The sequence below is a fragment of the Paenibacillus sp. RC73 genome (assembly GCF_044908085.1).
Lineage (GTDB): Bacteria > Bacillota > Bacilli > Paenibacillales > Paenibacillaceae > Paenibacillus > Paenibacillus terrae_A.
Genome location: NZ_JBIYCV010000016.1, coordinates 1 through 19,730 on the forward strand (window position 1 = coordinate 1; position 19,730 = coordinate 19,730).

21 protein-coding genes, 1 rRNA gene, 1 pseudogene and 1 riboswitch are annotated in these 19,730 nt (G+C 49.1%); of the genes and pseudogenes, 18 read left to right on the forward strand and 5 right to left on the reverse strand.

Annotated elements, in window-relative coordinates; translation table 11 throughout:
• The 4 genes from rrf to ABH897_RS24945 all read left to right on the forward strand — a co-directional run.
• Positions 1–90: ribosomal RNA gene (rrf, locus tag ABH897_RS24930) — 5S ribosomal RNA — on the forward strand; the annotation flags it as partial.
• A 200-nt stretch (positions 91–290) separates the two neighbouring features.
• Positions 291–1,283 (forward strand): ketoacyl-ACP synthase III, encoded by a 993-nt coding sequence (locus tag ABH897_RS24935; RefSeq protein ID WP_404521023.1) that lies wholly within the window; start codon positions 291–293, stop codon positions 1,281–1,283.
• A 122-nt stretch (positions 1,284–1,405) separates the two neighbouring features.
• Positions 1,406–3,538 (forward strand): DNA topoisomerase III, encoded by a 2,133-nt coding sequence (locus ABH897_RS24940; protein WP_404521024.1) that lies wholly within the window; start codon positions 1,406–1,408, stop codon positions 3,536–3,538.
• Positions 3,539–3,652: 114 nt separating this feature from the next.
• On the forward strand, positions 3,653–3,790 hold the full coding sequence (locus tag ABH897_RS24945) for a hypothetical protein (RefSeq protein WP_167518699.1): 138 nt from the start codon (positions 3,653–3,655) through the stop codon (positions 3,788–3,790).
• 287 nt (positions 3,791–4,077) lie between these two features.
• Here ABH897_RS24945 and ABH897_RS24950 read toward each other — a convergent pair whose 3' ends face one another.
• Positions 4,078–5,238, reverse strand: coding sequence for a type II asparaginase (locus ABH897_RS24950; protein ID WP_404521025.1), 1,161 nt, complete (start codon positions 5,236–5,238; stop codon positions 4,078–4,080).
• 303 nt (positions 5,239–5,541) lie between these two features.
• Between ABH897_RS24950 and ABH897_RS24955 the strand changes: the two genes are divergently transcribed.
• Together ABH897_RS24955 and ABH897_RS24960 are read left to right on the forward strand one after the other, a co-directional pair.
• Positions 5,542–5,721 (forward strand): glycoside hydrolase family 36 N-terminal domain-containing protein, encoded by a 180-nt coding sequence (locus ABH897_RS24955; RefSeq protein ID WP_404521026.1) that lies wholly within the window; start codon positions 5,542–5,544, stop codon positions 5,719–5,721.
• Positions 5,722–5,972: pseudogene (locus ABH897_RS24960) on the forward strand (alpha-galactosidase); the annotation flags it as partial.
• Positions 5,973–6,193: 221 nt separating this feature from the next.
• Here ABH897_RS24960 and ABH897_RS24965 read toward each other — a convergent pair.
• Positions 6,194–6,322, reverse strand: a complete 129-nt coding sequence (locus ABH897_RS24965) for a DUF4023 family protein (protein WP_023987044.1) — start codon at positions 6,320–6,322, stop codon at positions 6,194–6,196.
• Positions 6,323–6,501: 179 nt separating this feature from the next.
• Here ABH897_RS24965 and ABH897_RS24970 point away from each other — a divergent pair, with 179 nt between their 5' ends.
• From ABH897_RS24970 to purB, 5 genes are all read left to right on the forward strand, one after another.
• Positions 6,502–6,765: a DUF1294 domain-containing protein gene (locus tag ABH897_RS24970; protein ID WP_044647005.1), complete on the forward strand. Its 264-nt coding sequence runs from the start codon at positions 6,502–6,504 to the stop codon at positions 6,763–6,765.
• Positions 6,766–6,911: 146 nt separating this feature from the next.
• Complete coding sequence (locus tag ABH897_RS24975) at positions 6,912–7,346, forward strand: universal stress protein (protein WP_404521027.1); 435 nt, start codon at positions 6,912–6,914, stop codon at positions 7,344–7,346.
• 351 nt (positions 7,347–7,697) lie between these two features.
• Positions 7,698–7,799, forward strand: a riboswitch (purine riboswitch).
• A gap of 147 nt (positions 7,800–7,946) precedes the next feature.
• The gene (purE, locus tag ABH897_RS24980) at positions 7,947–8,432 is read left to right on the forward strand and encodes a 5-(carboxyamino)imidazole ribonucleotide mutase (protein ID WP_404521028.1); all 486 of its coding nucleotides are present in this window, start codon (positions 7,947–7,949) and stop codon (positions 8,430–8,432) included.
• Positions 8,429–9,604 (forward strand): 5-(carboxyamino)imidazole ribonucleotide synthase, encoded by a 1,176-nt coding sequence (purK, locus tag ABH897_RS24985; RefSeq protein WP_404592849.1) that lies wholly within the window; start codon positions 8,429–8,431, stop codon positions 9,602–9,604. Before purE ends, purK begins: the two co-directional genes overlap by 4 nt.
• Positions 9,605–9,606: 2 nt before the next feature.
• Positions 9,607–10,905 (forward strand): adenylosuccinate lyase, encoded by a 1,299-nt coding sequence (gene purB, locus ABH897_RS24990; RefSeq protein ID WP_283654685.1) that lies wholly within the window; start codon positions 9,607–9,609, stop codon positions 10,903–10,905.
• Here purB and ABH897_RS24995 read toward each other — a convergent pair.
• Both ABH897_RS24995 and ABH897_RS25000 read right to left on the reverse strand, forming a co-directional pair.
• Complete coding sequence (locus tag ABH897_RS24995) at positions 10,880–11,125, reverse strand: hypothetical protein (RefSeq protein ID WP_283654686.1); 246 nt, start codon at positions 11,123–11,125, stop codon at positions 10,880–10,882. The genes purB and ABH897_RS24995 overlap by 26 nt on opposite strands.
• 196 nt (positions 11,126–11,321) lie before the next feature.
• On the reverse strand, positions 11,322–11,522 hold the full coding sequence (locus tag ABH897_RS25000) for a hypothetical protein (protein WP_404521030.1): 201 nt from the start codon (positions 11,520–11,522) through the stop codon (positions 11,322–11,324).
• A 207-nt stretch (positions 11,523–11,729) separates the two neighbouring features.
• Between ABH897_RS25000 and ABH897_RS25005 the strand changes: the two genes are divergently transcribed.
• The 5 genes from ABH897_RS25005 to purF are packed head-to-tail and all read left to right on the forward strand — an operon-like array spanning position 11,730 to position 17,296.
• Entirely contained in the window at positions 11,730–12,611 is an 882-nt protein-coding gene (locus ABH897_RS25005; RefSeq protein ID WP_404592850.1) for a phosphoribosylaminoimidazolesuccinocarboxamide synthase, read from the forward strand.
• Between the two features lie 58 nt (positions 12,612–12,669).
• Positions 12,670–12,915 (forward strand): phosphoribosylformylglycinamidine synthase subunit PurS, encoded by a 246-nt coding sequence (gene purS, locus ABH897_RS25010; RefSeq protein ID WP_014279841.1) that lies wholly within the window; start codon positions 12,670–12,672, stop codon positions 12,913–12,915.
• Positions 12,916–12,919: 4 nt separating this feature from the next.
• Positions 12,920–13,609, forward strand: a complete 690-nt coding sequence (gene purQ / locus ABH897_RS25015) for a phosphoribosylformylglycinamidine synthase subunit PurQ (protein WP_404521032.1) — start codon at positions 12,920–12,922, stop codon at positions 13,607–13,609.
• Positions 13,587–15,830 (forward strand): phosphoribosylformylglycinamidine synthase subunit PurL, encoded by a 2,244-nt coding sequence (gene purL, locus ABH897_RS25020; protein ID WP_404580658.1) that lies wholly within the window; start codon positions 13,587–13,589, stop codon positions 15,828–15,830. Before purQ ends, purL begins: the two co-directional genes overlap by 23 nt.
• Positions 15,815–17,296: an amidophosphoribosyltransferase gene (gene purF, locus ABH897_RS25025; RefSeq protein ID WP_192512948.1), complete on the forward strand. Its 1,482-nt coding sequence runs from the start codon at positions 15,815–15,817 to the stop codon at positions 17,294–17,296. Before purL ends, purF begins: the two co-directional genes overlap by 16 nt.
• A gap of 431 nt (positions 17,297–17,727) precedes the next feature.
• Here the strand turns inward: purF and ABH897_RS25030 are convergent, their stop codons facing one another.
• Entirely contained in the window at positions 17,728–17,901 is a 174-nt protein-coding gene (locus ABH897_RS25030; protein ID WP_404521033.1) for a hypothetical protein, read from the reverse strand.
• Positions 17,902–18,038: 137 nt separating this feature from the next.
• On the opposite strand from ABH897_RS25030, the gene purM reads away from it, so the two are divergent.
• Both purM and purN read left to right on the forward strand, forming a co-directional pair.
• Positions 18,039–19,079 (forward strand): phosphoribosylformylglycinamidine cyclo-ligase, encoded by a 1,041-nt coding sequence (gene purM / locus ABH897_RS25035; protein ID WP_283654692.1) that lies wholly within the window; start codon positions 18,039–18,041, stop codon positions 19,077–19,079.
• Positions 19,079–19,693, forward strand: coding sequence for a phosphoribosylglycinamide formyltransferase (purN, locus tag ABH897_RS25040; protein ID WP_404592851.1), 615 nt, complete (start codon positions 19,079–19,081; stop codon positions 19,691–19,693). Before purM ends, purN begins: the two co-directional genes overlap by 1 nt.
• Positions 19,694–19,730 lie beyond the last annotated feature (37 nt).

Below are 19,730 nucleotides of genomic sequence, written 5' to 3' on the forward strand. Positions count from 1 at the left end.
CACGTACCCATCCCGAACACGACCGTTAAGCCCTCCAGCGCCGATGGTACTTGGACCGCAGGGTCCTGGGAGAGTAGGACGTCGCCAAGCAAAAGTAAGAAGAACCATGATCCCTTGAGATTGTGGTTCTTTTTTTGTGTTGAAAAGGTAAGACATATATACTTAACTTAATGGAAAGGTACAAATTGAGACTAACTCATATCAATTGAAGCTAATTTGAAATAAATTAGTACCAGGTATTAGTATCAGGTGTTATAATAGGGCAAGGATTATAAAGGAGAGTGATCAGATTGTTGAATTCTAAAGCAAAGCTTACGGCCCTGGGTACTTATGTACCTGAACGGATTTTGACGAATGCTGACTTGGAGAAGCTTGTGGATACTAGTGACGAGTGGATTGTGCAACGAACGGGTATGCGTGAACGGCGAATTGCGGCTGAAGATCAATATGTATCTGATTTATGTATTCAGGCCGTTACACGTATGATTAACCTCTATAACGTAAATATAAACGAAGTTGATATGATCATTGTAGCAACAAGTACACCTGATTACTACTTTCCAAGTACAGCTTCACGGATTCAGGCGCATTTTAATATTCCAGATACGGGATCCATGGATGTAAGTGCAGCATGTGCAGGGTTCACCTATGGACTTCACCTGGCTAATGGCCTTATTACGGGTGGTCTACACCGTAAGGTGTTAGTGGTGGGAGCGGAAACGTTGTCTAAAATTACAGATTATACGGACCGGACGACTTGTATACTTTTTGGAGACGGCGCAGGGGCTGCTCTTGTTGAATATGACGAGGATGAAGGATCATTTTTAACCGCAGATATCGGAACTTATGGACAAGGGGGAGTACATCTATATCGTGCAGGTTTATCTGATTATTTAGATGGAGAAAAGCTGCAAACTAATGGATTTCTTGTTCAAAATGGACGTGAGGTTTATAAATGGGCTGTTCGCTCTGTCCCAGCGGGAGTAGAACGGTTATTGGAGCAGGCTGGAATGAAGAATGAGGATCTTGACTGGTTTGTACCGCATAGCGCCAATCTGAGAATGATCGAATCCATATGTGAACGAGGGACAATACCTTTGGAAAAGACGCTGACAAGTGTAGAGTTTTATGGCAATACATCGGCGGCATCTATTCCTTTGGCTTTACAGTGCGGTTTGGATGATGGGCGTTTACGGTATGGGCAGCGGGTATTGTTATATGGGTTCGGAGGGGGCCTGACTTATGCAGGTCTGCTGTTAAAATGGAGCGTGCCTGATTTGTAAGCTGTCCTATAAAATGTAGAAGTAATAGTATGTACAATCACGTCTTTGAGAGCCGTTGGCATTTGATTTATCGTAAGATGGGAGGATGGTATAATTAACAATATAAGAGAAAGGGGCGTAACATGAAGGTATTAGTATTAGCAGAAAAACCATCCGTAGCCAGAGAGATTGCACGTGTGATGGGAAGCCGTGAGAAGCATAAAAGCTATATAGAGGGGCCTAAGTATGTTGTGACGTGGGCGTTAGGACATTTGGTTGGACTGGCAGAGCCGGAGGATTATGATTCTAAGTATGCGACCTGGAATTTGGAGGACCTGCCGATCCTTCCAAAGAGTACCAAGCTGAAGGTACTGCGGGAAAGCAATCATCAGTTCAAGGCTGTACAGCAGCTCATGAAGCGGCAGGACATTGGAGAGCTTATTGTGGCAACGGATGCTGCTCGTGAAGGGGAGCTGTTGGCACGTTGGATTATACAAATGGCGAACTGGAAAAAGCCTTTCCACCGCTTGTGGATTTCATCACAGACGGACAAGGCGATTAAGGAAGGTTTCGCGAAGCTGTTGCCTGGACAGCAGTTTGATCGTTTGTATGAATCGGCTCGTTGTCGGGCTGAAGCAGACTGGATGATTGGTCTGAATGTGACTCGCGCATTGACCTGTCGCTATAACGCTCAGCTTTCGGCGGGAAGAGTACAGACACCGACGCTGGGGATGATTATGGAACGTGAGAAGGAAATTACTCAGTTTCGTTCTCAGGAATATGATACATTGACGGCGGACTTTGGTGATTTTCAGGCAACTTGGCGTGCGGAAAATGGCGATTCACGCATGTTTGACCGTACTCAAGCAGAGGCTTTGCGCCGCAAATTGGAAGGCGTCAAAGGCATGGTTGCCAGTGTCAAAAAAAGTGAAAAGAATGAGCCACACCCGTTGGCTTATGATTTAACCGAGCTGCAAAGGGATGCCAACCAGCGCTACGGCTTTTCGGCCAAGCAGACGTCTAATGTGCTTCAACGTCTGTATGAGCAGCATAAGCTGGTCACGTATCCACGTACAGACAGCCGTTATCTGACATCCGATATGGTGGATACCCTTAAGGAACGGCTTAATAGTGTGGCTGTAGGCCCGTATGCTTCCTTGGCACGTCCGTTACTGCGCAAGAGCTTGACGGTCTCGAAGCGAATTGTGGATGACAGCAAAGTAACAGATCACCATGCGATCATCCCTACAGAGCAGACGTTGTTGCTTAATCAGCTAAGCCCGGAGGAACGTAAGCTGTATGATCTGATTGCGCGGCGATTTATCAGTCTTTTCTATCCACCTGCTCGTTATGATGCTGTAGCGGTTGCAGTAACGGTAGAGCAGGAAACGTTTCAAGTCAAAGGCACGACAATAAAAGATAGTGGCTGGCGTGCTGTATATGACGGAAGTCTCTATGATACGGACGACGAAGCAGAGGAACGTGAGGACAACGGAAGTGGTGTTATTTTACCTGAACTGAAAAAAGGGGATTCCGTCCGGGTTCAGCGTTGCCTTGTGCGTGCTGGACGAACGATGCCGCCGAAGCGGTATACGGAAGCGGCACTACTTGCTCAGATGGAGAAGCATGGTCTGGGTACTCCTGCTACTCGCGCGGATCTGATTGAGAAGCTGGTTAGCTCGGATACAATTGAGCGTCAGGGAAATGTAATGCATCCAACGGGGAAAGGCAAGCAACTGATTGAGCTGGCAGCTCCACAGCTAAGAACACCGGAGCTGACGGCACGTTGGGAAGCGGAGCTGGAACGAATCGCGCGTGGTCAAGGGCAACCAGGACCGTTCCTGGACTCCATTCGTGCGATGGCGAAAGAGCTGGTTTCCACTGTGAAAAATAGCAGTGCCGAATACAAGCCCCATAACGTGACGAACAGCCATTGCCCGGATTGTGGTGCAAAGCTTTTGGAGAAGAAGGGCAAACAGGGCAAGTTCCTCGTATGTCCAAGTGTGGATTGCGGCTATCGCCGTTCGGGAGAAAAACGTTTGTCGAATCGTCGTTGTCCGCAGTGCCATAAAAAAATGGAAATGAAAGAGGGCAAGGCGGGGTTGTATGTAAGATGTCTGTCTTGTGGCATTACCGAGACGCTGGACAAGGACAAGCAACGGGTAAACAAACGTGAACAGCAGAAGCTGGTAAGACAATATGAAAAGCAGGAGCCTCTTGGCTCCAGTCTGGGTGATCTACTGAAAGCAGCCTTGGAACAAAAGCAGGGGAAATAACTGAAAGCTAACAGTAGACCAATACTAAGGCAGCAGTAATGACAAGAAGCAAGCAGCAAAATCGGTATAAAAGCTCTCTCTCTTTGGCATGGTAAGCCTAGGAGGTGAGTAGTTATGCCCAAGCATAAACCGCTTAAAATCAACAATCAGCAAAATAAATCAAGTATATTGGAGGAAGAAATCGCTCCACATCCAGAGAAGCAAGCGAAATATCCTCCAAGCCTGAATGGAATTCCTAAACAGCAGTCTTGATACGAAGTGGCAGGAGCCATGGATTGTATCAAAATGGAATCAGTTATCCATTGAATGGTATGGATTTAACCATCTGACAGGCAAACTTAAACTTGAAGCTATATCAAGGCTGAGACAATTGGGCTCCGTGTGGAATTGTAGGTTGTCATTGTCTTGCGAAAAAGGAGCAACAGTTACGGTATATCACCGTTACTGCTGCTCCATTTTTTTTGTGAGCTGGCTTTTATATCTTATTGTTCATTGAGAATGCTTATTTGGATTTTCACAAATCCTCATTTACTCATTTATTAGTATTCATTAAAGAAGGACTGAATTTCTTTAACATCATGCGTTTGAGTCAAAGCAAGCATGAGCAAGATCCGTGCTTTTTGCGGATTGAGCGAGTCAGTGGAAACAAAGTTGGACGCTGCGTCTTTCGTTGACGGAGAGACGATCCCGCTCCCTACACGGCTGGAACGTGCGATGATGACTCCTTTTTTACCTGCTGCCTCAGCACCTTCTGTAGAGGTCTTGGACAAGGAACCATTGCCGGAGCCTGCCACGACGATCCCTTTGGCACCTGCCGCTACGGCTGCATCATACAGATAGCGCCCGTTATTTTGATATTCGTATAAAATATCTACCTGAGGCAGTTGGGTCAGAATGGAAATATCGAACATAGAAGCAGTTGTATGCTTGTGTGTAGATTTGTTGTAGTAGTACACTTGATCTCCCACAACAGCTCCCAGGTATCCCTGCTCCACAGACTTGAACGTATCGACTGCTGTCGTGTTCGTTTTGGTAATGTATCTCGCTGCACCGATACGGTCATTTAGCAGTACGAGTACGCCTTGACCTTTGGAGGCTGAAGCCCCGGCGACTTTGACAGCATTATAAAGGTTAAAAGGACCATCGGCGCTGATTGCTGTAGCTGGACGCATGGAGCCAACGACAACCACAGGCTTATCGCTATTGACGACCAGATTGAGGAAATAAGCGGTTTCTTCCAGCGTATCTGTACCATGAGTAATAACGATTCCGTCTACATCATCTCTGGCGAGCAGTTCATTCGTACGTTTGGCGAGTTTTAAAAGGATATCATTATTAATGTCAGGACTGCCCACGTTGACAACCTGTTCACCGCTGACGTTTGCAATACTTTTCATTTCAGGAACGGCGTTAATCAGAGTCTCGACACCCAACGCGCCTGCTTTGTAGTCGGTTGTATCGGTGTTGACGGCAGATGACCCTGCGATGGTTCCCCCAGTAGCAAGTATTTTAATGTTGGGTAGATTATTCGTTTGTGGTTTCTCAGATTTATCGGTGATGGTAGTGGCAGATGGAGGTACAGTCGTGCTGGTGGTAGCTGCTGCCGCAGCGTTAGCGGTAAAACCACCACTCCATAAGGTACTTCCGAGAATAAAGCTGGCCAGCAGGGGAACCATTGTCATTTTTTTCATGTTAGTCATATAAAGCTCCTCTCCAATGTGAAAAACATAGATATGAATGATAGATTAACTGACAAATATTTTGTCGAATTACGTTAATATCACGAATTATAGAGGCTGAAATTGTTTTTAGTCAATATATATGTCATATAATATGACGTAATAACTTATTTTTTATGAATGTAATCGTTTTATTGTTTGTATAAGGTGTTTTGTAAGGTGATAGCAATTACTTTTTATATGATTTTGTATAGAGTTCATTAGTAGGATGATAGGGGGAGCTAACTTTATGTAAGTCATACGATTACACAGGGTAAACCGAAATTGACCGGTCTTCCGGCCGTTCTACAATATACAGTATTCAATGAATTAGATGCTATCACTCGTTCTGTACGTTTTGAAAATATAGGCAGTTCAAATGTAACGCTTCGACGGGCTTTGAGCTGTAATGTGGATTTCGTGACGGTGATTATGATATGTGCAATTGTCTGGTTCATGAGGTAGGGAGAGTCATTCCAGACGCCGGAAGCTGTACTGGTTCGTTCCTGGGAAGAATTGTATGATATGTCGCGCACCTATCATCGCTTATATTGAACAAGACTGTCAAGAGGAGGATTTCGTGATCAGGTCGTCCGGTGCTGATTAAAAACTGTGGGAAAGCCACGTATTTTAATTTTAATGGGGATCGGATTAAAGAAATTGCTTCGGCTGGTCAGGAACTTGGAATTGAGCTGTTTGTACTGGACGATGGTTGGTTGTCTGTCTGGGTAGACTGGGAGAAGAGATTACTGCGACAGGATAGAAGTGAACATCGAAATTACAATAAGCAGACACCTCAAAGGGAGCCTGCTTGTTGTTTTTGCAGAAGCTAAAAGAAGGTAATGTATCTGGTTTTTGCAACATCTAAAGTAAATACATTGCAATCCAAACTGACATTATACGTGAATAACATGGTTTTACAGCAGGGTACCTGCAATTAAGGATTGTTGGTATGCTGTTTGGTTGGCAAGCTGGCGCTGGGAGTTCCTTTTCCTCTTTTACGGTTGCGTTCTGCCTTTTTTGCATTTTCCCGCAGCTTTTCGACGTATTCATGGGTGCTTTCCATCGTAGTCCCTCCTTTAATTCAAGGATATCCGTCATACAACGTTACTATATCCGCAAAAGCGGTATTTCAGTCAGGAGAAGGCGTTGTTTCTGCAAAAGGGGTGGAGTTATAATGAAGGGGAGAGGGCTTAGAGGGGCTAATGCCTGGACTCGGTACGGTGTGTAAAAGGAGGGGAGACATTGCAGACAGGCTTGTTGGTGTGGCTGCTGTTTATAAATGCAGTAGGCTATCTGGTAATGTCGGAAGACAAAAAGAGGGCGCGTAAGCACCGTGATCGGGTACCCGAACGGACGCTATTTTTGCTGGCCCTGATTGGGGGAGCGTTGGGCGTGCTGATTGCGATGTACCGCAAACGCCACAAAACGCGGCATATGAGCTTCAGACTCGGTATTCCTGCGTTGCTGTTCGTTAATGCATTGCTATACGGATATTTTTTACGGTAAAGCCGTGGTTTAGGCTCTCATGGGGATGTTTAATGATGAGTAGGGCGGCTATGCCAGCGTTTGGCAATGTGAATGTACGAACGCCCAAAGGAATACATATTTCAGGCTTTGTTCTAACAAACTGAATTAGGAAGAGGTGCATATGTATGTTATTTTCGAAAATATTGCTTGCTTATGACGGTTCCGAGGCGTCCAATAAGGCTTTGTTGAAGGCGGCTGAATTAACCAAGGCTTCACCATCCTCAAAGCTTGAGGTCGTAACGGCGTTTGATTTTCCGCGTATTTTCATGGGTGAAGGTTTGGCCCCGATTCCAGCTTCGGTGAATAAAGAATATTACGATTTGGCGGAGCAAACCACGGATGAGGTCAAAAAACGGCTTGCCGACCAGGGCATTGACGCCAAGGTGGAGCTGATTCAGGGCTCGCCGGCTGAAGTTATTTTGGATTATGCGAATGAAAATGGCTTTGATATGATTGTGATCGGCAGCCGTGGTTTGGGCGGTATTCGAGAATTTGTATTAGGCAGCGTCAGTCATAATGTGGTGCAGCATGCGCGCATTCCTGTGCTGGTCGTGAAGTAACAGAATAGAAGGAATAAAAGTCGGATTACTGCCTGCACAGGAAGTACCGGCTTTTATTTTTTTGTGGAGTATAGAGCCAGTCTATGATGGCAGTCTGAGGCAAAGAGTCGGCTAAATGTATAGCTATTGTCCCGGCTTGCGGGTAGAAAAGGGCTAGTGTTTTGTTAAACACGAACATTCAATTGGATGATTTTAATAATGTTCGTTTTCAAGTTGACATAAGGTGTAGGGAATTGTTAAACTATGAAGTGTATTGTCGATAAAAAAAGAACTTTAGGTAAAATTTAATAAGGTACACATGTTTGAGCCGAAACAGACCACGATCATGTTTGTTAGAATATCGTTTGGGGTCGCTTGGGCACAATGCTGACTCGTATAATGCCGGGGATATGGCCCGGAAGTTTCTACCTGGAAACCTTAAATTTCCGGACTACGGGAGACATACGGCTGAAGCCGCATTTGTTGCGGTGAAACAGGCTTGCTTTTGGCATGCCTTTGTGAGGCTTTGTCGTTTGTTTTTCGTAGTCCGGTGTCTTGAAAATAACGTTATTTTCGAGTGCCGGATTTTTGGCGCTTATTGATAAACAGGGAGTGAAGGACATGTCAGTGCAGGTCGCTGTCATTATGGGCAGCACATCGGACTGGGACACCATGCAGCATGCATGTGCAGTGCTGGACGAGCTTGAAATCGGATATGAGAAAAAGGTGGTCTCAGCCCATCGAACGCCGGATCTGATGTTTCGTTTTGCAGAGGAAGCCGTTGGGCGCGGGCTGAAGGTTATTATTGCTGGAGCGGGTGGCGCGGCGCATTTGCCGGGTATGGTGGCGGCCAAGACGACATTGCCAGTCATCGGTGTGCCTGTCCAGTCGAAGGCGCTGAACGGTCTGGATTCCTTGCTCTCCATTGTGCAGATGCCGGGAGGCATTCCGGTCGCTACTGTAGCAATTGGTAAAGCAGGCGCTACGAATGCAGGGCTGCTGGCAGCACAAATATTGGCTGCTTTTGATGAAAAAGTGCGCCAGCGGGTCGAAGCAAGACGCGACCGTATCCGTGATGAGGTGCTGGAAGGCAGTGACTCGCTATGAATGAGGCATGTAAACCCGCAGGCTGTGTTCGACCTCCCGGTACAACGATTGGACTTTTGGGAGGCGGACAGCTGGGGAGAATGCTGGTACTGGCGGGAGCAAAGATGGGGTACCGTTTTGTGACGCTGGACCCGACACCGGATAGTCCGTGCGGGCAGGTGTCAGAGCAGATTTTCGCTGCCTATGATGATGAACATGCGGCCAGAAAGTTGGCCGGGCGATGCGATGTGATCACGTATGAGTTTGAAAATGTGGATGCGGGTGTAGCCGCGCTTTTGGAACAGGAATCAAGTGTGCCGCAGGGCAGCAGTTTGTTGTACACAACACAGCATCGCTTACGGGAAAAACGCTCCATTGAAGCCGCTGGCGTTCCCGTCGCTCCGTATCGTGAAATCGGCAGCGCTGTCGATATGGTTCAAGCGGTAGCTGAGCTGGGCTTGCCATGTGTGCTCAAGACAGCCGTCGGCGGTTATGATGGCAAGGGACAGGCGGTCATTCGCCAAACTGGGGAAGCCGTAGCTGCCTACGAACGGCTGGCTGGTAGCGGTGTGGAACTGGTGCTGGAACAGTTCATTCGTTTTCGCTGCGAAATCTCGGTAATCGTCGCACGCAGCACGAACGGCGAAGCCAAAGCCTTCCCACCTGCGGAAAACATTCATGTGAACAACATTTTGCACACGTCGATTGTACCCGCGCGCGTGCCACAATCGGTGCAGGAGGAAGCACGCAAGCTGGCTTTGGCTGTGGCGGAGTCGTTAGGTGCGGTGGGGCTGCTCGCTGTAGAGATGTTCGTTACCGAAGACGGACAATTGTACGTCAATGAGCTGGCACCGAGGCCGCATAACTCCGGTCATTACACGATGGAGGGATGCGCAACGTCGCAATTTGAGCAGCATATACGTGCCATTTGCGGCTTGCCGCTGGGAAGCACAAAGCTGCTGACTCCAGTCGTTATGGTCAATGTGTTAGGTGAGCATTTGGAGGACGTGATTCAGCGGTTCGTGCAGGCGGATGCCGAAGCTGAAAGATTGGATGTTGTACCCAAGCTGCATTTGTATGGAAAAAGCGAAGCCAAACCAGGCCGAAAGATGGGACATATGAATCTACTGTGCCAGGATGCGGAACAAGCGCTGGAATGGATCGAACAAACCAATATTTGGGGGAATAAATAGTTATGATCGAACGCTATAGCAGACCGGAAATGAGAGCCATTTGGACGGAAGAAAATAAATTTAAAGCATGGCTGGAAGTAGAATTGTGTGCCTGTGAAGCTTGGGCAGAATTGGGCGTTATTCCGAAAGAGGACACTGTGGCGCTGCGTAAGAACGCAAGCTTTGATATTGACCGGATCTATGAAATCGAACAGGAAACAAGACATGATGTCATTGCTTTTACCCGCACGGTGTCCGAAAGCCTTGGCGATGAGCGCAAATGGGTGCATTACGGCCTGACCTCCACGGATGTGGTAGATACCGCACTGGGCTACCTGTTGAAGCAGGCGAATGAAATTCTAGAGCGCGATATCTTGAATTTTATTGAAATTTTGAAAGAAAAAGCACTGGCTTATAAGCATACGCCGATGATGGGCCGTACACACGGGGTACACGCTGAACCGACGACGTTTGGCCTGAAAATGGCTCTGTGGTACGAGGAAATGAAGCGCAATCTGGAGCGTTTCCACTTTGCGGCTGACCAGGTAGAGTACGGTAAAATGTCTGGCGCAGTCGGAACGTACGCTAACATTGATCCAGCGGTAGAAGAGTTTGTATGCCGCAAGCTGGGCACCAAGCCTGCGCCAATCTCCACGCAAACGCTCCAGCGTGACCGTCATGCCGAATACATGGCGACATTGGCACTGGTAGCCACATCGTTGGATAAATTTGCAACCGAAGTCCGCGCCCTGCAAAAGAGTGAATTCCGTGAGGTGGAAGAAGCCTTCGCGAAGGGTCAAAAAGGTTCCTCTGCGATGCCGCATAAACGCAATCCAATCGGTAGCGAAAATATTTCCGGTCTGGCGCGTGTGATTCGCGGGCATATGGTATCCGCGTATGAGAACGTAACACTGTGGCATGAACGAGACATTTCGCATTCTTCCGTGGAACGTATCATTTTGCCGGATGCAACGATGCTGTTGAACTACATGCTGAACCGTTTTGGCAATATCGTGAAGAACCTGACGGTATTCCCTGAAAATATGAAGCGCAATATGGCGCGTACGTATGGTGTACCGTTCTCCGGTCGTATTATGACGAAGCTGATCGACAAGGGCTTTAGCCGTGAAAAAGCCTACGATACCGTACAGCCGCGTGCTATGCAGGCATGGGAAGAGCAACGTCAATTCCGTGAAATCGTCGAGGCGACTCCGGAAATTACCGCTGTACTCAGCCCGGATGAAATCGAGGATGCGTTCAACCCGGCATGGCATCTGAAAAACGTAGATACGATCTTTAAAAAGCTGGGATTAGGGGAGTAGGAGCGAAGGTTGGCGCTTGGTGAGGCCGCTGCGCGAACGGATCATTCTTCCGATTGCTGTTGCCCCTGGATTCCTGGATTGAAATAAACCCGTAAAGGTTGGAATCCATGGGCAAAGGCAAGCGCTGACGCTTCTCCAGAACGATTCCGTTCGCTTCGCTGCAATCCAGCACCAACCCTCGTGTGGGAGCAGGAATAGGGGGAGGTGCGGTGTATAACATGCCGCACACCCCAAAGAGTGATAGAAAAGCGTGTTCCACTGCTTTTCTGTCGCGAAGCAACGTTCTTGGGAGGGCTGCCGAATTTGCGTAGCAAACAGCCTGCAGCCCTCCCAAGAACGCGCAAGGCTCAAGGAGCGAAGCCTTGAGCCAACGTATAAGTGCGTATGCGTAGCATATGCGCACGACAGGCAAAGCCTTAATGCTCGGCCGCATGGCATGCCGAGCCACGGCCACGGGCCGAATGGTAGGCGACATGTAATACGCCGAGCCATGGTACAACCGTAAGCTGCATATAAAATTGCAGCTTAGAGCTTTCAAAGTTGATACGAAGCAAACGCTCGTAAAAACGTCGATCTGAGCCAACGTAAAAGCGTTGCTGGATTAAAGCTTGTGCCAACAAGCCTTAATCCAGCGGAACGCGCTCGTCCCACCCAAATTCCAATAACCCGCACCATCCGCTGCTCACTACGCCAACCCTTGCGGGAGTCCCGAGGGCAGCAGCCCTGGGGGTCCTCCCCGAGGGGAGGATTTAGGAGGGGCAAGGTTCGATTTAGGAGGGGCACAAGGTTTGAGGGCCATACTCTTTTGAAAGAGGTGTAATGAAATGTCATTGTCTACCGCCGAGGGTCTGATCCATGCGCCGCTCTTGTACAAAGGCAAGGTGCGTGAGCTGTATGATCTCGGAGAGCATTTTCTGATTGTCGTGACGGATCGGATTTCGGCCTTTGATTATGTGCTGGAGCCACCCGTGCCCGAAAAGGGGAATGTGCTGAATAAGCTCAGCGCTTTCTGGTTTGAACAGACGAAGGACTTGTTGGAAAACCATGTCGTGCATACCGATGTGAACAAGCTCGGACATGTGATCGACGAACAGAATAAAGAATTGCTGAAAGATCGGATCATGGTCACGCTGAAGGCTGAACGTATCGACATTGAGTGTGTGGTGCGCGGATATATTACTGGAGGCGGCTGGCGTCAGTATGAGCAGAACGGTGAGGTGAACGGCATTCCATTGCCGAAGGGGCTACGTAAAAATGAACGTTTTCCCAAGCCTTTATTTACACCTGCTGCGAAAAATGATGTTGGACACGACGAGGACATTTCCCTTCATCAGATGAAAGAACTGGTCGGGGCTGAACTGACAGGCGAGCTTGAGGAAAAAAGCTTGGCATTGTACGAATTTGCGCGTGCTTTCTGTGAGAAGCGTGGAATTATTTTAGCTGATTGCAAGTTTGAGTTTGGTCTTGTTAACGGAAAGGTTATTTTGATTGACGAAATTTTCACCCCGGATTCATCCCGTTTTTGGGCACAGGAAAAGTATGAGCTGGATGTCGAGATTGACAGCATGGACAAGGAACCGGTGCGAAGCTATTTAGCTGCATCCGGTTGGGACAAGAACAGCAAGCCCGATCCGTTGCCTGCTGAGGTCGTAGAAGAAACGACTGCAAGATATACGGATATTTGGCGGCGTCTGACGGCACAGTAAATAGTAATCATAATTCAACCAATAGGATTCATCCATTCGGAGGAGGAACTGAAGGAACATGATTAAAGCAACGGTCTATGTCACAATTAAGCAAAGCGTTTTGGACCCGCAGGGGGTTGCGGTGCAAGGCGCACTGCATTCTATGGGCTTCGGAGAAGTGGACAGCGTCAGAATTGGTAAGTATATGGAATTGAATCTGGATACAACAGACCGCGAGAGTGCAGAAAAGCGCGTCATCGAGATGTGCGAAAAGCTGTTGGCCAACACGGTCATTGAAGACTACCGCTACGAACTGGAGGGCTGATTCCATGAAATTTGCAGTTCTGGTTTTTCCGGGCTCCAACTGTGATATTGACTGCTATAAGGCGGTAGAGGACACGGTCGGTGAACCTGTCGATTATGTTTGGCATACTGCGACGGATCTGTCGCCTTATGATTGTATTCTTGTTCCAGGAGGCTTCTCCTACGGGGATTACCTGCGTTGCGGCGCGATTTCCCGGTTTGCCCCGGTGATGAAGGAAGTAGCCAAAGCGGCTGCCGAGGGCAAATACATTTTGGGTATTTGCAACGGTTTTCAAATTTTGACCGAGGCCGGGCTGTTGCCTGGTGCTTTACGCCGCAATCTGTCGATGAAGTTCCGTTGCCACGATACGGTGTTGAAGGTTGCGAATAACGAAACGCCTTTTACAAAAGATTATGCTGCCGGTGAAGAGATCGTCATTCCGATCGCCCACGGTGAAGGCAACTATTACTGTGATGATGAGACGCTGGCTCGCTTGCAGGCGAATAACCAGATCGTATTTACGTATAAAGATAATCCTAACGGTTCCGTAACGGATATCGCAGGGATTTGTAATGAGCAAGGAAACGTACTGGGCATGATGCCTCACCCGGAACGCGCGGTGGACGCATTGCTTGGAACGGATGACGGCAAACGTATGTTTACATCTATTTTGAACGCTTGGAGGGATCGTCATGGCGCAGCAAGTGTCCGCTAAGGAACCAACGGCAGAGCAGGTTGCCGAGCATAAACTGTATCAACAGATGGGTGTGTCGGACAGCGAATATGCGTTGATCTGTGAATTCATGGGACGTCAGCCGAACTATACAGAGATTGGCGTATTTAGTGTCATGTGGTCAGAGCATTGTGCTTACAAAAACTCCAAGCCGTTGCTGCGTCGTTTTCCAACGAGTGGTCCGCGAGTTCTGATGGGACCGGGTGAAGGCGCAGGGATTGTAGATATCGGTGATAACCAGGCGGTTGTTTTTAAAATCGAAAGTCATAACCATCCGTCGGCTGTAGAACCTTTTCAGGGGGCAGCGACAGGGGTCGGCGGCATCATCCGTGATATTTTCTCGATGGGTGCAAGACCTGTGGCGGTGCTGAACTCCCTGCGTTTTGGCAAGCTGGAGAGCGACCGTGTGAAATATTTGTTCGAGCATGTGGTATCCGGTATTGCGGGATATGGGAACTGTATCGGTATTCCGACGGTAGGCGGCGAGGTTGTATTTGATGAAAGCTACGAAGGCAATCCACTCGTCAATGCGATGTGTGTCGGACTGATTGACCATGATAAAATCCAGCGCGGTGTTGCTAAAGGGGTCGGTAACCCGGTGTTTTATGTGGGACCGCCGACAGGCCGTGACGGGATTCACGGAGCGACATTCGCATCGGTTGAGCTGACCGAGGAATCCGAAGCGAATCGCACGGCGGTTCAGGTAGGCGATCCATTCATGGAGAAGCTGGTCATGGAATCATGTCTGGAGCTGATCGACAGCGGTATTGTACTGGGTATTCAGGATATGGGCGCGGCAGGGCTTACCTGCTCCAGTGCGGAGATGGCGAGTAAGGCTGGCAACGGCCTTGAGCTGTATCTGGATCAGGTACCGCAGCGTGAAGAGGGCATGACACCTTATGAAATGATGCTTTCTGAATCACAGGAACGCATGCTGTTCGTAGTAGAACCGAAGGATGAAGCACAGGCGCTGGAAATTTTCGAGCGTTGGGGTGTCATTTGTGCCAAGGTCGGCAAGGTGACGGATGACGGGCGTCTGCGTTTGTTCCACCACGATGAAGTGGTGGGTGACATGCCAGTGACAGCGCTGGTGGACGAGTGTCCGATTTACGATAAGCCATCTGAGGTTCCTGCTTATTATGAGCAAAACGCTGCCATTGACACACTGCGTTATGCAGAAGTGACGGATTTGAACGATGCGCTGAAAAAGGTATTGTCTTCGCCAAGTGTAGCCAGCAAGAAATGGGTATATGAGCAGTATGATTACATGGTTCGCACTAGCACGGCCGTTCGTCCGGGCTCAGATGCAGCCGTAGTGACGGTGCGCGGAACCCGCAAGGGACTCGCCATGACGACGGATTGTAACGGACGTTACGTATACCTTGATCCAGAGGTAGGCGGACGGATTGCGGTCAGCGAAGCAGCACGTAATATTGTATGCTCCGGCGGCGAGCCACTGGCGATCACGGACAACCTGAACTTCGGCAACCCTGAGAAACCGGATATTTTCTGGCAAATGGAAAAAGCTGTAGACGGGATGGCAGAAGCTTGCCGCGTACTGGATACCCCCGTTATCGGGGGCAATGTCAGCTTGTACAACGAAAATGCCAAAGGCTCCATCTATCCGACGCCTGTTGTGGGCATGGTAGGTCTGGTGCATGATACGGATCATATTACGACACAAGGCTTTAAAGCCGAAGGTGACGTGATTTTCCTGGTGGGAGAAACGAAGGCCGAGCTGGGAGGCAGTGAGTTCCAGGCTGTCGTACACGGTGTATCTGAGGGACGCCCGCCTGAGCTGGATTTGAACGTAGAGAAAAAACTGCTGACTGCGGTGCTTAGCGCCATCCAATCAGGCTTGGTACAATCCGCGCATGATCTGGCAGAGGGCGGATTGGCTGTAGCGCTTGCCGAATCCGGGATTAGCGGCGGATTGGGAGCACAGGTCAACGTAGAAACAACCTTGCGTCCTGACCATGCTTTGTTTAGCGAAAGTCAGTCCCGCATTTTGTTATCTGCATCGCCGGATCAAGCGTCTGCGCTGGAAGCACATCTGCGTGGTTTAGAAGTGCCAGTTACCGTATTAGGAAAAGTTGAAGGATCACAATTGACAGTTGAGGTGAACGGACAACCCGCTTTGAACGAGGCAGTCGCCAGTTTGAAGCAAATCTGGGAGGATGTCATTCCATGTCTGATGAAATAACAGCACGGACGTTGTGGACTGGAGATTATTATAATGAAGGCTCTGGTAAAGAGGGGCTGTTTGATAAATTAAAAGAGGAGTGCGGCGTATTCGGGGTGTACAGACACTCCGATGCTGCTTCTCTAGCATATTACGGATTGCATGCGCTCCAGCATCGTGGGGAGGAAAGCGCGGGCATCTGTGTGAGCAGTGGCGACGAGTTCCATTATCATCGTGGAATGGGCCTTGTTAAAGAAGTGTTCAATAAAGATTTGATGGCTTCGCTGACAGGCGACATTGCCATAGGACATGTGCGCTACTCGACAAGTGGAGACAGTAAGCTGACGAATGCACAGCCATTGGTTTTCAAATACCGTGATGGTGATCTGGCGGTAGCGACGAACGGGAATATCGTGAATGCTTTGCAAATCCGGCATGAGCTGGAGCAGGGCGGGTCTATTTTTCAAACGACAAGCGATACAGAAGTAGTAGCGCATTTGATAGCTCGGTCGTCCAAGGATTTGGTGGAGGCCGCCAAAGATGCATTGAAACGTATCGTCGGCGGGTTTGCTTTCCTCATTATGACCAACGATAAACTGCTAGTTGCTTCTGATCCCAACGGCTTGCGTCCGTTGACGATGGGCAGATTGGGTGATGCATATTTGTTTGCTTCTGAATCCTGTGCTTTGGAAACGATTGGAGCAGAGCTGTTGCGCGATATCGAGCCGGGTGAACTGTTGGTGTTGGACAAAAATGGATTGCACGAAGACCGTTACAGTGAAGGCAAGCATCGTAAAGCACTGTGCGCGATGGAATATATTTATTTTGCTCGTCCTGACAGTGACTTGAATGGTTCTAATCTTCATGCTGCACGTAAAAGAATGGGCAGCCAAATGGCGTTGGAAGCTTTTGTCGATGCTGATTTGGTTACCGGGGTACCGGATTCCAGTATTTCTGCGGCAATTGGTTATGCAGAGCAGACAGGTATTCCTTATGAATTGGGCATGATTAAAAATAAATACACCGGACGTACCTTCATTCAACCGAGTCAGGAGCTACGCGAGCAAGGTGTGAAAATGAAGCTGAGCGCCGTACGCCGTGTTGTCGAAGGTAAACGGGTGATCATGATCGACGACTCCATTGTGCGGGGCACCACATCCCGCCGAATCGTGAATATGCTACGGGATGCGGGGGCGCTAGAGGTACATGTACGTATCACCTCGCCGCCTTTCAAAAACCCGTGCTTCTACGGCATCGACACGCCGGATCGCCGGGAACTGATCGCGTCGTCCAAAACAGTCGAGGAAATCCGCCAGGAGATTAACGCCGATTCGCTCTATTTTATGAGCGCTGAGGGCTTGATCGCCGCTGTAGGCGGATATAACGAAGAGGATTACAAAGGTGGTTTGTGCCTGGCCTGCTTCGATAATGATTATCCCACTCAAGTGGATTTCAAAGGCGAAGAAAAGCTCGGATGTAGTTGTTGAGAAAAAGGGAACAAAAGAGGTACAACGGTGCATGGTGGGGATGGGAATGGCGGTTCTGAGGGGGGCACTCCGCGAGTGGAAGGTTCTTACGATCGCTGTTGCCGCTGGATTCTTGGATCTAAATAACCCTTACAGGGTTGGAATCCAGCGGCAAAGGCGAACGCTTCGCTTCTTCAGAATCCTTCCACTCGCTCCGTTCCTCAGATGTGCATCCTTTTGCAGCAGTGCAGGTCCCTCCTTTGTCCCCACGGGGAAGAGGATAGGTAAGGTAGTTAAAAACTCATGGCATAACTATTTCATGCCATGAGTTTTTAAAGGGGCAGGTGGCTCAAGAAAGCCACCTGTTCACTTAGCAGTTTAGCAGCCAGTGCGCGCTAAGCGACTAAGCCATACAGCAGGCTGGGCTAAGCTGCCTGCCTCAAACCTGAGGGCTAGGAAGTAAGCCAGCCATTGGCGCTGCTCACTTCTTTGCCCGGCACATCCCCGCCTTTGCGAAGCAAACAGCCCGGGAGTGCCCTGCCGCCGCATAGGCGGCCACGCTCTAAAGCGTGTCCTTGTGGTTGGTGGGAAAATCCCGCAAACCACAAGGACAACACGCGACTCATAGCACGAACCAACCACCAAGCAACACCCAACCCTACGCATCTGACCGACTCTTGAGGGGTCCAGGGGGAGCAGCCCCTGGAATCCTCCCTATTAGGGAGGACTTAGGAGGGTCAATCATTTGAAGGAGTGTTCATGAATGTCCGAAGCATACAAAAACGCAGGGGTAGATATCGCTGCCGGTAATGAAGCAGTAGAACGGATGAAAAAGCACGTCAAACGTACCTTCCGTCCCGAAGTGCTGACGGATTTGGGCGGATTCGGTGCGTTGTTCGGCCTGAATAAGGATAAGTACGAGGAGCCTGTACTCGTTTCCGGTACGGATGGAGTCGGCACAAAGCTGAAGCTTGCTTTCGCGATGGATCGTCATGACACCATTGGTATTGATGCGGTTGCGATGTGTGTGAACGACATTGTCGTCGGGGGCGCGGAGCCGCTCTTTTTTCTCGACTACCTCGCTTGTGACAAGGTTATACCTGAGAAAATCGAGGCTATTGTTGCCGGAATCGCAGAGGGCTGCCGTCAGTCGGGTTGTGCGCTGGTCGGCGGTGAAACAGCAGAAATGCCGGGGATGTACAGCGAAGGTGAATATGATATTGCCGGATTTACAGTCGGAATTGTAGATAAAAGCAAGATCATTAACGGCAGCTCCATTGCCCCCGGAAATACGGTTATCGGACTGGCCTCCAGCGGAGTACACAGTAATGGCTTCTCACTGGTTCGCAAGCTGTTATTGGAACAGCAAGGATACAGTCTGCATGATGAAATCGAAGGCTTGAACGGCAAACTGGGCGATGTACTGCTGGAGCCAACGAAAATTTACGTGAAATCCGTTTTGGCTTTGCTGGACAAGGTAAAGGTAAAAGGCATGGCGCATATCACGGGCGGCGGTTTTATCGAAAATATCCCTAGAGTGCTGCCGGATCACGTTAATGTGGATATAGAATACGGCGCTTGGCCGATTCTGCCGATCTTCCAGCTCATGCAGGAAAAAGGCGCAATCTCCAACAAAGACATGTTCACAACCTTTAACATGGGAATTGGAATGGTTATCGTTGTAGGCGAAGAGCATGCACAGACTGCACTGGAAGTTCTGAAAGAACAGGGCGAAGCCGCTTATGTGATCGGAAAAGTAACGGAAGGCAGTTCTATCGTGACCTTTACGGGAGCCGAGGTGTAATGAACGAGTACCGAGTTGCTGTTTTTGCATCAGGTGAAGGAACGAATTTTCAGTCATTGGTGGATGCGGCTGTGCGGGAAGAACTGGGCGGGGCAACGGTAGAACTGCTGATCTGTGACAAGCCTGCGGCTCCTGCCGTAGCCAGAGCACAGAAAGCCGGAATTGCGTGTCACACTTTTCGACCCAAGGAATATGCTTTCCGCGAAGATTATGAGCGTGAACTGGTTGCTTTGCTGGAGCAGAAATCCATTGATCTCATCGTGTTAGCAGGCTACATGCGTTTGCTATCCAGTGTTATGGTAGATGCCTACGCCGGAAAAATCATCAATATTCATCCGTCGCTACTTCCTGCATTTCCAGGGAAAGATGCTGTTGGACAGGCATTGGCCTATGGGGTCAAGGTCAGTGGGGTCACCGTTCATTTTGTGGATGGGGGGATGGATACGGGAGCAATTATTGCCCAGCGTGTCGTAGAAGTACACGACCATGATACAGCAGAATCCTTATCCGCAGCTATTCAATCCGTGGAACGTCAGTTATATCCAGAGGTGGTTGGCAGACTGGCTCAAGGCAAAATCCAATTGGATGGCCGCAAAGTGATTTCACTTCTCTAAAGATGATTGTAATTTGTCATATCATTGTCATATCAAG